The organism is Geminocystis sp. NIES-3709, from assembly GCF_001548115.1.
Classification (GTDB): domain Bacteria; phylum Cyanobacteriota; class Cyanobacteriia; order Cyanobacteriales; family Cyanobacteriaceae; genus Geminocystis.
The window spans coordinates 3,376,684-3,392,383 of the sequence record NZ_AP014821.1 but is presented as its reverse complement, the minus strand read 5'-3'; the positions used below and the strand labels follow the sequence as shown (position 1 = coordinate 3,392,383).

General features: G+C 35.5%; 4 protein-coding genes. 1 reads left to right on the top strand and 3 read right to left on the bottom strand.

Features of this window, described 5'->3' with window-relative positions; genetic code table 11:
- Positions 1–149: 149 nt before the first annotated feature.
- Positions 150–11,936, bottom strand: coding sequence for a CHAT domain-containing protein (locus GM3709_RS21800; RefSeq protein ID WP_066120648.1), 11,787 nt, complete (start codon positions 11,934–11,936; stop codon positions 150–152).
- 184 nt (positions 11,937–12,120) lie between these two features.
- On the opposite strand from GM3709_RS21800, the gene GM3709_RS14405 reads away from it, so the two are divergent.
- Entirely contained in the window at positions 12,121–12,999 is an 879-nt protein-coding gene (locus GM3709_RS14405) for a serine protease (protein WP_066120646.1), read from the top strand.
- A gap of 3 nt (positions 13,000–13,002) precedes the next feature.
- Here the strand turns inward: GM3709_RS14405 and GM3709_RS14400 are convergent, their stop codons facing one another.
- The gene (locus GM3709_RS14400; protein ID WP_066120645.1) at positions 13,003–14,739 is read right to left on the bottom strand and encodes a serine/threonine-protein kinase; all 1,737 of its coding nucleotides are present in this window, start codon (positions 14,737–14,739) and stop codon (positions 13,003–13,005) included.
- A 229-nt stretch (positions 14,740–14,968) separates the two neighbouring features.
- Complete coding sequence (locus tag GM3709_RS14395; protein ID WP_066120643.1) at positions 14,969–15,613, bottom strand: COP23 domain-containing protein; 645 nt, start codon at positions 15,611–15,613, stop codon at positions 14,969–14,971.
- Positions 15,614–15,700: the final 87 nt, after the last annotated feature.

Here is a 15,700-nt window from a genome sequence, read left to right as displayed (position 1 = left end):
TTTAAATAAACAAATTATAATAATAAAATTTAAAATTGCAACAAAATATTTTTAGGTTATGGTATCTTTTTTATGCAATTAACAAATTTTAAACCATTTAATTTTTAAATAAATAACAGCAACTATCAACTATCAATTATTCAATCAAATTACCAAGGATTACCAATCATCGTAAAAGGTGCCCAGTAAAAAGGATGAGAAAAGTTTTCCGGTTGTTGAGAATTTTCTGGTAATTCTTCTAAAGATACCTCTAGTTGAGGAGTGATGATCGTTTTGCCGTTACTAGATTTGTAAACCTTACCATTGAGCATATTTAATTGAGCTTGACGTAAGGCTTCCGCTTTAGTGGTTTGAGTTTTTAGTTGAGCATAAAAATCTGTCATCAGTGCTAAAGTTCCCGTATCACTAACCTGCCAAACACTCCCCATGGCCGTTTTAACTCCCGCTTGTACTGCCAATCCAGCAAAACCTAACTCAGCAATTTCATTCCCAAAAGCAGTTTCACAGGCACTTAACACCATCAACTCGACTAAAGGTTGATTTAAGCCAAGATTATTAATTTCACTTAGAGGTAAGCGGGAATTATATAGTTGAATGAAACTCTCTGTCGTTTCTGTGGGGTTAAATTCTCCATGGGTACCAAAATGAACTATACCATAAGGTTTTCGAGCTAAATTAGCTTTAATTTCTTCTAATGTAAAGTTTTCATTCAAATAACGTTGATATTCTTCTGGAGATTCATCATTCCATACTTTTTTGATGGTAGGTAACTCTAAACCAACCGCAGGTAATGGTACTACTTGACTATCGCTAAATTGTGATGCTCCCATAGCCAACAAGTTCACATCTTTAATAGGACGATAGCGGTTATCGTTAAGGTTAAGACTAGGTGCTAAACCACTGCTATATTTCTCTACAAGGAATTGTTTACTATTTCCGTCATATAAAGCTGCGATCGGAATAAAACGAATTTCAGCAGGTAAAATAAATAAGAGATTGCTAATTTCTTGCTCTTTCAATTTATCTTCGATCGGGGCAATTAACCAGCTATATAGTTCTGTTGCATAAGGTTTATAATCCTCATTTAAAGCAAATATATCCGCAGTACTTGACCATAAAAAAGTTGCTGAATTTATCACTTGTTCTCTGGTGACAGGTACTGTAACTCTTACAGGTTGCCCTTTATTAGTGATAATTAATAAGTCAAGTTGGTCATCTTCCGCCGGTGTTAAAGCAATACTGGGTGTAAGATTAGGCTTTTTAATATCAATCTGGCTATATTCTTGAGTGTTAATTACTTCTCTACGAGCAAATTCTTGTTCGAGATCTCTAGGTTGATAACCCTTTGGAGTAAAACTAACATAAATAAATGCTGGTTTTTCTGATGATTCTCGTTCGATCAATGATAAGATTTCTTGTCCTTGAGCTACGGTTGAAATCGGTAGTACAGGAGGAAGAACAGTAGCTATTTGGGGGGGGGTTTCTGGTGGAGGTTCAACAGAATTACTTGTATCACCATCTTCAATCAATTGATCGAGTTTTTCCAATCTGGGATCAACAGGTTCAACGGGTTCAACAGGATCAACAGGCTCGACAGGATCAACAGGATCAACAGGATCAACAGGTTGAGGATCTAAAAGGATAACATCAATATTTCCCTCTTGAACAACCTCAAAATATTCATCAGGACTGATAAAAAATTCCCCGTTAGTAATTATTCCTTCCGTACCGTTACTGCTAGGATCACCAACAATAAAGGGTAAACGAGGATCTTCTGTTTTTCCTGCTTGGGAATTATCAGGGAAAAAGTCGATCGTAATCGCTCCCCCGCCAGTAGTTCCAGTAGCATCAATACTAATATTTGTATTTTCGATCGTGTCCGTAACTCTTAAACGTCCTAAAGTACTAATATTTACATCTCCCCCTTGCCCATTATTACTACTGGTGTTTATAGTACTAACTTCAATATCATTATTTGCTGTAAGGGTAATATTACCACCATTTCCACGATTTCTTGCGGTTTTAATCTCTCCACTATTGATAGTTGTATTGGAGTTAATATCGATCGAGCCACCAGAAGTATCAAGATTTTGAGTTGCAACACCGAGAATATTACTGGTAAGAGAAATATTACCCCCTCTAGTAATGATATTATCCGTGGCAATACGTCGAGCTACAATATTAACATCAGTATTGTTAGCGGAAATATCTTGACCGAAAAATACACTACCTACATTGAAAACAGTATTTTGTGCTAATGTCAGATCACCATTAAAGTTTTGATTACCATTAGTAGAAATAGAACCACCATTAAAGTCTATATTGTTAGCAGTAATGGATAAATTATTTAAAGCCTCATTATCCCCAATATTATCCGTCAAAGAAACACTACTATTTCCTGCATTAAGAATCAAATTCTGATTACCTTCGATCGTACCTAAAATTTCAATATTTCCCCCTTCACCATTTTCACTATTAGTGGCAAGAGTCACATTTGAACCTAAGATGATATTATCATCGATCGTTATATCATTGCCTTGAGTTATAATATCAGCGTTCAGGGTTGTAGTTGTTTTTTCTCCTAGTATGGTAATAGAAGCATTATCATTGCCGTTGATGGTGTTATTAACAAAAATATTACTAGCTTGAAGCCTCAAAGGATCATTTACCGTCAAATCCTCATTGATTGTTATACTACGAGTAATAATACTTTCTCCAGCTTCGGAAGATATAATTTCACCGATGGTAATATTATTAAATCCATTGACTCGATCGAGATTAGTTATGACAAATTGGTTATTTTCGCCATTACCAACCAAAATATTGCCATTAGAATCGATCGTTGTCAAGAATAAATTACTACCTTCGGAAGAAACAACACCACTACTAGAAAAATTAACTCCTGTTAAACTTCTAATTGTTAAATTATTAGACGCAGTATTAACATCTGCACCGAAATTGATCTCACTTTGAGTACTACGCAAAATAGTAGTATTCCCAATTTCTACATTATCCTCATAGTTTTGACTATTCGTAGTTGTGACATTACTATTTAATCGGGTTGTACCTCCTGCATTGGTTGTTAAACTATTGGCATTCACTCTATTAAAAGTAGTTTCTCCACTACTATTAGCAATAATGTTGTTTAATGCCTGAGTATTACCAATAACTTGGTTGAAGGTTATATTTCCCGTACCACTATCAAGGGTGAGGTTATTCGTTTCGCCCGTTTGACTATTTACGGAAGCGTCAAAAGTAATATTACTATCAGTGCTAGTTATAGTAATAGGATTGCCTATTTTTACATTATCTTGATAGTTTTGAACACCCGTTGTCGTAACATCACCATTTAAGATAGTTTTTCCTTCGGGATTGGTGATTAAACCATTAGCGGTGATATTATTTAAAGTTGTATATCCACTCGTATTGAAGCTAATATTTCCTAGACTTTGACTCGTGCCAAGGGCTTGATTAAGGGTTATATTTCCTGTACCACCAATGATGGAGAAGTCATTATTTTCTCCCGACTCACTGTTAATCGTACCCCCGAAGATAATATTACTATTGTTTGTTGTTAGAGTGATAGGATTACCTATTTCTACATTATCAAGATAATTTTGAATTCCTGAAGTGATTACACTACCATTTAAAATTGTTAAGCCATCGGCGTTAGTGGTAAGGCGACTTAAAGGATTTGTGTCTCCTACTATGGTGTTAAAAGTTGTTATACCGTTATTATTGGTATTAACTGTTAAGTCATTGTTTCCATTTACAGTGCCATTGAAGGAAATATTTACCCCATTAAAAATAGTATCAGCTTGTAATAATACTGAGTTATTATAGATTTGATTCCCTGTGGTGTTAATACTATTTCCCGTACCGTTAATGTTAATATTCGTTTGTCCAGTAGCGGAAAGACTTGCTAAACCTGCTACACTCCCAAAACGATCGTCTCCGATACCATCTCCCAATTGAATGTTATTACTAGCGGTTATAGTAACGTCATTAGGAGTTGCATTTTGACGATTTTGAATGCTATCGAGAATAATATTAGGAATCTCTGAGGGAGGAATATTATCGATGTCACTGGTATTAATGTTTAAATCGAAAGAATCTACACCATCATTCAAACTAATATTTCTGCCAGTAAAAGTAACGTTATCATCGCTGAAAACTGCACCATTATAAACTTGATCTTGGGTAGTTGTAATATTGGACGTGGCAAAAAATGGAATGTCTGGGGGAATAGGGATATTTAAGACGGTAAAGTTACTTAACAATAAATTACCTGATACGGTTAAAGATTCTCCTTGAATTTCTCCTAAGACTAGAGTATTTGTCCCATCTATATTGATAGTACCGCCATTTCCCACTATGCCAAAATTCGGTAGGCTACTAATTATTGTACCTAAAACGATATTTTCACCCTGTATGTCGATCGTGCCAGACTGGGCAGTACCTAAAGTACCGATCGAACCTAATGCGACAATACCATTACCACTTATGGAAACATTACCACCATTGGGAACGAAAGAAGTGGGACTTAATGCACTCGTGTTTATGACTCCATCAATATCTATATCTCCTCCAGCCGTAATTGTGATATTGCCTCCTTGATTTCCTAAAGCCGTATCAATAGATGTTGCTGTAGTCAACCCTGTATTGTTGGTAGTAACACTAACGTTCCCCTGAGCATTAATCGTCAAAGAAACTCCATTTATGGCGATCGAATCATCAACTCTAATACTACCGTCTAGGGTAAAATCATTGGTATCAATGACGGTATCTTTTGCTAAATAAAGAGTATCGGCAAGTACTCCCACATCTGTAGTGATGATATTGTAAGTTTGATTACCGATTGTGCGAATACTAGCTTGTTCTGTGGATAATCCATTTCGATCGATATTTAAAAATATATCTAAGGCGGTACTTTCAAAATTATTTAAGCCAATGTTAGCACCAATTCGATCGTCCCCACTACCGTCACCATAATTGATGTTAGTATCTGCTGTCACTGTCAAACTTTGAGGGGTTGTTTGAGAATCTATGGAATTGTTAAAAGTAATATTTGCCCCCCTTATTTCTGTGTCTCTTGCTAAGATAACCGAATCATTGTAGGTTTGATCTAAATTAGTAGCGATCGTATCTGCATTAATAATTGTTGAGCCACTACTATCGGTGAGAATACTATCAGCTTGAATATTACTATTAATGGTAGTAATCCCTGTTACTTGAAGATTCAAATCACCTACCATAATATCAAGAGGATTTCCCAATGTATCGACGTTGAACAAAGTTAAATCGTTAATATCGGTAAGGATAACGTTATTAGCATTATTCACCGAAACAATATTAAAATCATTTCCGATACTATCGAGAATCACATCCGCATTATTCGGATTTAAAGTGGTAACTCCTCCGACAATTATCGTGCCAATATCGGTAATTGCTCCTCCTAAAGTAGCGTTGCCTATGACTATCTCTAAATTATCGGTGACGTTAGTGTTGCCTAAGTCAATATCATTAGTATCATATAAAGTAACATTTTGACCATTAACCACACTGACAGTATTAAAATCATTTCCGATATTATCGAGAGTAATATCATTTCCCGTTAAAAATGTATTGCCTCCCACATTAATGGCATTTGTTCCATTTACATTTCCAGTTGTCTTAATACTTAAATCATTGATGATGTTTAATGTGCTTAAATCAAGATTTCCTGTCGCATTCAAATTCAAATTATTGGTATTGATAGTACCTGAAATGATCGTATTAGAAGCACTTATATTAACATCATTATTAATAAATCCTCTTGTCGTTAAAGTGCCTGTATTAATAGAACCAATATTTGTATTAAGGTTAATTTCGCCGGCTAAATCAAAGCGAGATTCAGTAACAATATTTTGAGTCGTAATATCTCCATTTTGAGTTGAAATAAAAACATTACCACCTTTACCCTTATTTATATCTAAACGATTAGGATTTATAGACCCAGCAAAAATATCTCCATCCACAGAGATTGAACCTTGTTCACTTACAATATTTATATTTCCTGCATCTCCCACCACAGGATTAGATTCACCGTTACCAGAATAAGATGTCGTATCAATTACTTGAGTTCGAATATTGCCGAAAGAATTAATCTGCACTTCCCCCGCATCACTATTGCTACTACTTGTATCGATCGCGTCTATGGTAATAGAACCATTATTACTGGTAATGATAACATCTCCTCCTCCTAAACCAAAATCACCCTCACCTAATAAATCCTCAGTGGCAATATTTGTCTGTGCGGTTAAATTAATATTCCCACCTTCACCTTGAGGAGCATTAGAATCAATGAGACTTGTTTGAATTGAACCTTGTGGACTTTCGATCGTAACATTACCACCTTTTAAGTCACCAGAACTATTAATATTTTGAGTAATAATATTCCCTAAAGAAGCATTAATATTAACATTCCCACCATTTGCTGTGGAAGAATTAGAGAGTAGATTACCTACATTTATATCCCCACTATTACTGGTAAGAGTTATATTGCCACCAGTACCTGTTAAACTGCTGGTATCAAAAGGTACAATTACAACAGATGAACTACTAATCGAATTTCCTGTTACGGCTATATTACCTCCATCCGTATCGATACCACTATTGATGTCCACATTTCCTAAACTATTGAGAGTAAAGTTACCCCTCTCAGTAAACATGGCAACGTCAAGGGTAAAATCGCTAGAAGTATCAAGATTAAAGTTACCTCCTCCTGTATTGATATTATTCGGAGAAATAAAGTTACTCACTCCTGCAATAGCAATATCACCGCCTTGAGGTTCGATCGTTCCTAATAATTGCAATTGTCCATTAGCATTAACATTAAGAGAACTACTGTTACTGTCAAGACTATCTCCAAAAGTCCCTAAAGTAACGTTACGATTTGCCAAGATACTCGTGTTACTTGCATTAATGGCTTGACTTGATACGTCTCCTAAACCTACAGTTACTCCCGTGCTATCAACTTGCAGAGAATTAGTACCTAAAATACTAACTCCTAAATTTCCTGTACCTGCACTTAAAGCTGTGGTAACGAGATTATCTAAAGTAGGAATTGAAGGGGTAAAAGTATTGGGTAAGGTAGCACTTTCCGAAGCAGGAGTTAAGGCAAAGGTACCTAAGTCGAGAATGTTTTGCCCTTGAATTGCTGTTAATTTTATGTCACCACTATTACTGATATTCTCAGTGTTAATTTGAGTACCAGCTAATAAACTCACATCCCCGTTATCATTATTGAGGTTCGATGCGTTAATAATTGCCCCTGATTCTGTGGCAGTAAAGGCTAAAGTAGTAGGATCTGTATTAAGTAAATTGGCACTATAATCTCCGTTAGCACTAAACCAGTTATCACCAAAACCGATACCTGTGGCAGTGGTTACGATAAAGTCTGAAGGTACATTAATAGTGGCACTTTGTCCAAAAACAATACCTGCCGGATTCATTAAGTAAAGATTTGGATTACTTAAACCACTGACTTGAACTGTACCATTAATAATCGAGGGATTACCACTAATAATACGAGCTAAAATGTTATTAATTCCTGATGTTTCGGTAATAAAATTCGCAGTTTGTTCGGAAGAAAGTAAATCAAAGTGAGTGAAGCTGTGGAATAGGTTACTACCGTTACTAGAAAGAGTACCCCCCTTAATATCTATTAATAACCCATCGCTAGAAGATACGATCGAGCCTGTGGCATCGTTATCTATATCTAAAGTGGCAGCAATAATTGGTGAATTGGCGACGGGTGCATTGGTAGTATTAATTTCGATCGTACTATCAGGAGTTGCAAAACTATTAGAAAAAGTTTGGGTAGTATTAATAGATTCTATGGCAGTAACGATGTTTTCAGTGGTACCGTTGATAGTAGAGTCTCCTACCACAAAAGGTACACGAGGATTTAAGTCTCCTCCCCCATGATTGATAACAATATTGCCATCACCACTAGAAATACTAGGAGTACCATCAAGAGGATCATTTATTCTTACCAATCCTAAACTATTGATAGTCAAATCTCCACCATTACTGATTACACTTCCATTGATGACAACTTCGCTAGGTGTTTCAGTACCGATAAAAACATCTGCACCATTGCTATTTATTGCTCCATTAATAGTTAAGACAGAGGGAGTTTCGATTGTCAGAGTTCCACTACCGTTGTTATTACTTGCACCCAATGCGATACTTTCTGTATTGATCGTTGTTCCTGCATCTAAGGTAATGTTGGCATTAGAGTCAAGTCCAGGATCAAAAGCATCTAAGTTTCCACTGGCAATACTTCCCGTTAGGGCATTTAAACTAATACTACCGCCTTCTCCGTTATTATCTCCTAAATTGACAGCTTGAGTCTTTATATCTCCTGTTACAATGTTGCCAGTATTAGTTTCGATCGTCACATTTCCGCCAGTTTGTACGGTTACTCCACTGGTATCAATATTGGGAGTGGTAATATTTCCCTCAGCACTAAAAGTTATATTACCGCCATCGGAATTAATCTCTGCACTGGTAAAATTAATACTGTGAGCGTGAAAATCTAAATCACCTCCCAAAGTGTTAAAACCAACAAAATCACTATTAGTTATTTGTTCGGGTGTAGTGTTATTTCCGATCGTAAAGTTCGCACCATTATTAGTAATCGTACCTGATAAAGAGACTATTCCAGAAGAGTTAATGGTAAAATTACCACTAGAAGCACCAGAATTGGAACCAAAGAAAATTTGATTACTTGGACGAATATCAACGTCTCCACCGGCATCAAGATCGATCGAACCACCTGAACCCAAATTGCCGTCAATTCTTAAATCATCAGTTGCAATATTTTGTGCGGCCGTAATACTAATATTCCCACCATTATTGTCTCCACTAGCATCTAAACGATTTCCATTGATGTTTGTACCCTGAGTATTAACTGATCCTAAAGTGGAAGTAAGAGAAATATTACCACCATTTCCTGTGGTAGAAGAAGTATTTACACCTGCATCAAGAAAGAGATCACCACCAGAAGTTAAGGTAACATTACCTCCATCTCCCGTCGTAAAATTAGCGGCAGAAAAACTAAAACTACCCGTAGAATTAATAATTCCTCCTGCATCGAGGGTAATATCTCCTGAGTCCTTATTATTTCCTTCTGTAAATATATCGCTAACATTTATATTACCTCCAGCCCTTAAATCAACATCACCACCATCTAAGGTTATACTCCCTGTTGTGGTAATATTTCCTTCTGCTCTTACATCAAGACTTTCTGTATTGTTTATGATGCCTACAATAATGTCATTGATGTCTGTTAAGGCAGTATCTTGACCATTGATAACGGTAACAGTATTAAAATCATTCTCCCCTGTTAAGGAAATAACTGCAGGGGTTGTACTATCACTGACAAGATTGAAGGAGTTAAGAGTAGTGGAATTAGAAACAATAATTTGCGGTTGGTCATCCACTAATAAAGGAAAGTCAGTTATTCCCCCTTGGGCATTAATGGTAAGGTTTTGAGATGATTCAATAATTGTTTTGTTTCCTTGTAAGGCAACACCAAAGGCATCGATCGAATTGGTAAATCCTGCTATATTAAGAGAACCACTGGAAGATAAGCGCGTTTCAAAAATATCGTTTTGTATGGGATCGCTAATGTATATGCCATAAGTGGTTTCTGATGTTCCCGATAGGTTAATTGAACCATTGTTGGCAGTGGAAATCAAAATGTTACGGAATGAACCAATGTCAATACCTGAACCTGTTGTCGCTACTCCTTCTAAACCGATTGAACCGCCTAAGGTACTGGAAATGTTGCCCTCTAAAATACTGATACCATGATTAGAGTTTCCATCTCCTAAACCCCCCACTCCTCTTAAGCTGATACTGCCACCTTCTGTGGTAATACTACTATTTGAAATATTAATACCACGATCAAAACTATCTCCTGTTACCGTACTTGCACCGCTACCACTTCCACCCGTGCCTTCCATGATAATATTACCATTGCCGATGGTGGTAATTTGGCTAGAACTAATGGAAATACCATCATTAAGTGCTTCAGTTGAAGATGATAACCCTTGTCCGAGTATATTAATATTTCCTCCTCCTGCACTCAATGTACCTCTTATATCCACTCCTGTTTTAAAGATCGAGGTTGAATCGGGAACTTCTGGAAAAATAAGATCTGATGTGCCTACTGCTGGGGTTATTAAGGGATTGGCACCACCGCCGAGAATTATATCTCCTCCATTGGTACTAATAGAAGAACCACTCAAAAGGGCGATCGCCCCACCATTTCCATCGACATTCGAGTTAAAAACAACTTTGAGAGAATCTAGGGTTGAGGTATTAGAATCTTGGATTGTGCCTTCATAACGAATATTTCTAGCCGCACGCAGACTTAGAATTTTACCTGTACCGATACCTTCATAGTCAAGGTTAGCTAAGGAATCCCATGTAATATTACCCTCTTGAGTTCCCGTTGTGCCTGTGGATATAGTAACATCTGATAACAATAAGCCCGATCGAATTACATCTACTCCCAATTGGGCATTATCAGCAAAGGCAGTAAAAGGATTGAGAGGATCAAAACCAATATTAGTCGCACCATCTACAATATCAATATTATAGGGATCAATTAACCATTCCCCGGCTTGACCATTGATGGCACTGGCATCAGGTACGCTAGTTATATTAAAAGAGGTTTTCCCACTGGTTTCGATAAATCCACCATCACCCGATATATTCCCCCCTTTAGCGGTTAACTCCCCGTGAATACTACTATGATTTTCTGCAAAAACGATTACTTCTCCACCATCACCATTAACGATCGCATCAGCAGAAATTTTGGAGTCTGGACTGATATAAGTAACTTCTGCGTTGGGAATTGTGCCTTTTCCTTCCCTATCTCCGCCTATTAACACTTTCCCTCCTCCATTCTCCCCATTTGCCTCGATTTCGCCGTCAATCACTCCTACTTTATTACCTAATACTGTTATTTCCCCTGCTAATGTTTCGGATGAGGTGCTGATTTTACCAGAGACGATGGAAACACCTGTTTCATTAGGTATATTGGTATTAGCTACTTGCACTTGATTGTTATTGACTGTGACATTGGGAGTGCCTACCCCGGTGTTATTCGCTCCAGTGAGTAAGGTAGGCAAATCTTGAGGGGTGAACCCTAGTAAATTTCCTTTCTCATCCGTTGGTATTTCTATCTCTAAGCTCAACAAACTGCCTTCGGGAGTTATTTTTACCCTAGATGTCCCTGCCACCGCTTGTATGTTGATATTTCCGTTGGGAGTCTCGATCGTGCCTGTATTAATCACATTGCCACCAACGAGATTTATGTTACTTCCTTGGGCAACTTTCAACTCTCCAGCATTGATGATGCTACCCGGTTGATTGGTATTAAAAACAAAGTTAGTGGGATTGCCTGTTAAGTTTTGATAGTCGTTACTGCCGATGGCGTTAAGAATGCCGTTATTAAAGCCGATACCCGTTGCTGTGGTTGCTGTAAAATCCGCAGGAACATTTATACTAGCCCCTGAACCAAAAACAATACCTGCGGGATTCATCAAGAAAAGGTTACTATTACCGCCCACCACTTGAATTAAGCCGTTGATATAGGAAGGATTGCCTCCTGTCACCCTTGTTAAAATGTTTTGAATGTTAGGATTTGTCAGAAAAGTCGCTATTTGTTGTTGGGTTAAACCAAATTCTTTGAAGCTATGAAAAAGGTTTTTTCCGTCTCTGGATAGAGTGTTGCCGTCTATGGTGATTCGATCGCCATTTTTCGTTACAATAGTAGCCGTATTACCGTCAATACTAATTTCTTGGGCTTGGGTTAACCGAGAATCCAAAAGGGTAAAAAAGGACAGGATAGCAACAAACAAACTCGCTTTTCTGAACATATATTTAGGGTCAGTTCGACAGAAATAAATAATACATCTACAATAATATACTTAGTATCAATTTTTCGGTCAATATTGTGTAAACTATTGTTATTTTTTCTTAATATTTTTTTTTAAAAGTTAGGATAAATTAATAATAAATGATTAAGTTGTAGAAAAATTTTTTTTAGGATAAAAATTGACTATGATTTTACTATTAACTATTTTTAGATTTAAGTTAAATAAATACTCATGGTTTTTGATTGTTTTATTCTTAGCTATAGCTATATTTTTTCATTTTAGTCGAATTTTATTACTTAAAGATATTGATAAAAAAATACAAAGTTCAGGATTTAAAATCAATCTAGGTAGTAATTCATCTTCTAATAATTCTCCTACTATTACGGAAAATGAAATCAAATTGATCGCAGAAAAAGTTACTGTAAGAATATTTTTTGATGATAATAATAGCTCGATCGGTGGCTCTGGAGTAATAATTTATCAAAAAGATAATAACTATTTTGTGATTACTAATAATCATGTAGTCAAGGAAGAAAACATCAATTATAGTATTGCTACTTATAAAGGGAAAATCTATTTAGCTGAAGTAATAAAAAGAAATAATCACAACTATCAAGAAAATGATTTAGCGTTACTAAAATTTACCTCTAAAGAAAATTATCCCATGATTAATGTTAGCCAACAATCCTTAAAAGAAAACCAAATAGTTTTTTCTACGGGCTTTTCTTTCCAAAAAAATTTAGAACAATCCAAGGAATTAAATTATACTAAAGGTAACTTAATTATGATCTTAAATAAACCCTTAATTGGTGGTTATCAACTGGGATATACTAACTTAGTTCATAATGGCATGAGTGGCGGTTCAATTATTAACCAAAAAGGAGAATTAATAGGAATAAATGGTTTAGGCAAATATCCTATTTTTGGAAATCCTTATATTTATCAAGATGGGGTTAAAATAGATGAAAAACAAGCAGAAAAAATGAGTGAATTAAGCTGGGGAATTACTATAGAATCTATCAAAAACTTTATTAAAAATAATGAAAAAATCAAAGACGATTAGAAGTTAATTGTCAGGACACAAAATACCGGGGCAAAGAGGTATCACTCCATTTTGTGGTGTGATGGGATCTGTGCTAGAATTATTGTTAGTATTTTTATTCGAATTTTCTAAACATTTTCGCGCTCGATCGACAATTTTTTTTCCTTGTAATAGCCAATAATTAGAACCATAAATCTGGCTAACTGTTTGAATTGCATCGGTACAATTATTATATTCCAAATCTTTTTCTGCTTGTAAAAGTATTGGATTATTAATTTGATATTCTTCTTTCCATTTTTCCGCATTAACTAAAGCTGTTTCTCTTATATTTCCTTGAGGTAAATTATTAATTTCTGTTAAGGCTTCTTCTAATTTTCCTTTTTCCTTATATAAACTTTCTGCTTTGGTATAAACTTTTGTACTCCAGTTTTCGATCAATATTTGACTTTCACTATAATTAGGATCATTTTTCGGAATTTTAGCAATAATTTCTAAAGCAGAAGCGTAGTTCAACAAATTTCCTTGATTTTTTGCTTCAGATAAACGACATAGTCCAATATATTCTAAGGCTTTAGGAGTGATACTAGGATCATTTTCCCTATTTTTAGTCTCTATTTCTTCAAAACATTCTTGATAAGACTGACTTTGATATTTTTGTGTCAATGACGCAATTAAATCTTCTTGTGCCTTTTCCTGACGAGCTTTTTCTTGTATGTTAAAATAATAAATCCCCCCAGTAGTTACCAAAGCAATAGTTAAAACGAGACTAATAGTTGCACCAAATGGAGATTTTAACCATTTACCAGCAGAATTAGAGGTATTTGAGATAGAAGAAGAGGTAAAAGACTCTGTAACGGAATGAATTGCCGTAGCCGAAGTAATAACTTCTGTTGAATTAAGAGCAGGATTATTGATATTTTCCTGGTAATTAAGGTTTAGATTTTCTTTTTGTGGATATATTAGTAAATCCTGAATAATCACCTCAGCACATTGATAACGATTTTTATAATGATGACGAGTCATTTTTTCTAAAATAGCACGAAGATTGGGATGAATTCCGGGACATTCCCAAATTATTTCTCCTTCTTCATTTTCTTCTAATTCAAGGGGATTTTTTCCCGTTAAGGCTTGGATACCAATAACTCCTAATGCGTATATATCACTGTTTTTATAAGGCTTTCCTCTAGCTTGTTCGGTTGGCATATAACCACGAGTACCCATAGCTACAGTTGGATCTATGAGGCGACTTTGTTCTATTTTAAACTCTTTAACTGCTCCAAAATCAATTAATACCAACTTATTGTCTGACTGACGGCGAATAAAATTATCGGGTTTAACGTCTCGGTGAATGATCCCTTGTTCATGAATATGAGCTAAGATAGATAATCCATCTTGCAATAATTCCACAACTTGCTTTTCTGTCCAAGATTGATTGGGAACTAATTCTTGTCGTAAAGTATGACCTTGGATATATTCTTCTACAAGGTAAAATTCGTCTCCCTCTTCAAAATAGTCAATAAGATGAGGTATTTGCGGATAGGTAAGTTTTCTCAGAATTTCTGCTTCTTGACGAAATAAGCGGCGCGCATGGCTAACAAAACTAGGTTGATTGGAGATAAGATGAAGTTGTTTAACCACACATTGAGTGTTGTTAGTTTTGTTAATAACTAAGTAAACATTGCCAAAACTGCCACTTCCTAATTGTTTAACTAAGTGATAGGGGGAGGGTAATATTTGATTGGTAGAGGTGAAAGAATTCATCTATATAAGAGTAGCTTGATTTTAGATAAACGTAGTAAAATGCAGAATTGAGAATATGAGAGCAAACGCATCTAAGTAGAATAATGAGGCAATCGGAAAAAGGAAATTGATAAAACAATTTCGACTGAGATTAAAGTATGTAACTTTTATAAGTCTTAGCTTAATTATATTCAACAAAAACCTTGCTATGATAATTGCTAACGGCTATCTATCCTCAAATGAAAAATTTTTAATTACAAAGAATTGCAGGACAGGTGTTGTTTTCTGTATTTTTTTCTGTTTGTTCGATCGTATCTTTTATGATTGTGGTATTTTCAGAGGAAGATGTATTATTCTCTTGTACTGCTTCCATTAAGGGAGCTTGTTCTAAATATTGTAGGAGATTAAAAGACTCTGTTCCCCTTTTAAAAGCTGGTAAACCGACATCTCTAGCGGATTGAAATAAGCTATTTAAAACTTGTTTAGGATTATCTCCTGATTCGAGAGTCAAAAGTAACCCATCTTTTAAGCATTGCCCTTGAGTACCGGGTTGATTATTTGCTACACAGACGATATTATAAATTCCTCCATTGGAAGCAATAATTTTACCTGTGGTAATTTGTCTTAAAGTTCCATCATCAGAATATTTTTGAAACCTTTTTGTTATTTCTTCACATCTTTTTTGCGGTGTCCATCCTGAACTACCAAAATAATTACTTTCCCAGACAATTAGTCTGATTCTACCTCTCTTTGTATCGACTATAGTAGTAGGTTTACCTCGATCGGAAATACAAGTATAAATATTTCTTTGTGATTGTGCCTGTACAGGGTAAACTGAAAAAGATACAGACAAAAGACTAATGCTAATAATGATCTTGGGGAAAAAGTGTTTCATAATCCTTACTTTGAAAGTTAATAACTTGATTGTTGAAATACAATGAAAGGGGATGAAAGTTAATAATTACTTAACCTAGATTCAAAG

Bases quoted from the DNA above. Each gene is read 5' to 3' on its own strand.
- GM3709_RS21800 (WP_066120648.1), bottom strand. From the start codon at position 11,936: ATGTTCAGAAAAGCGAGTTTGTTTGTTGCTATCCTGTCCTTTTTTACC.
- GM3709_RS14405 (WP_066120646.1), top strand. From the start codon at position 12,121: ATGATTTTACTATTAACTATTTTTAGATTTAAGTTAAATAAATACTCA.
- GM3709_RS14400 (WP_066120645.1), bottom strand. From the start codon at position 14,739: ATGAATTCTTTCACCTCTACCAATCAAATATTACCCTCCCCCTATCAC.
- GM3709_RS14395 (WP_066120643.1), bottom strand. From the start codon at position 15,613: ATGAAACACTTTTTCCCCAAGATCATTATTAGCATTAGTCTTTTGTCT.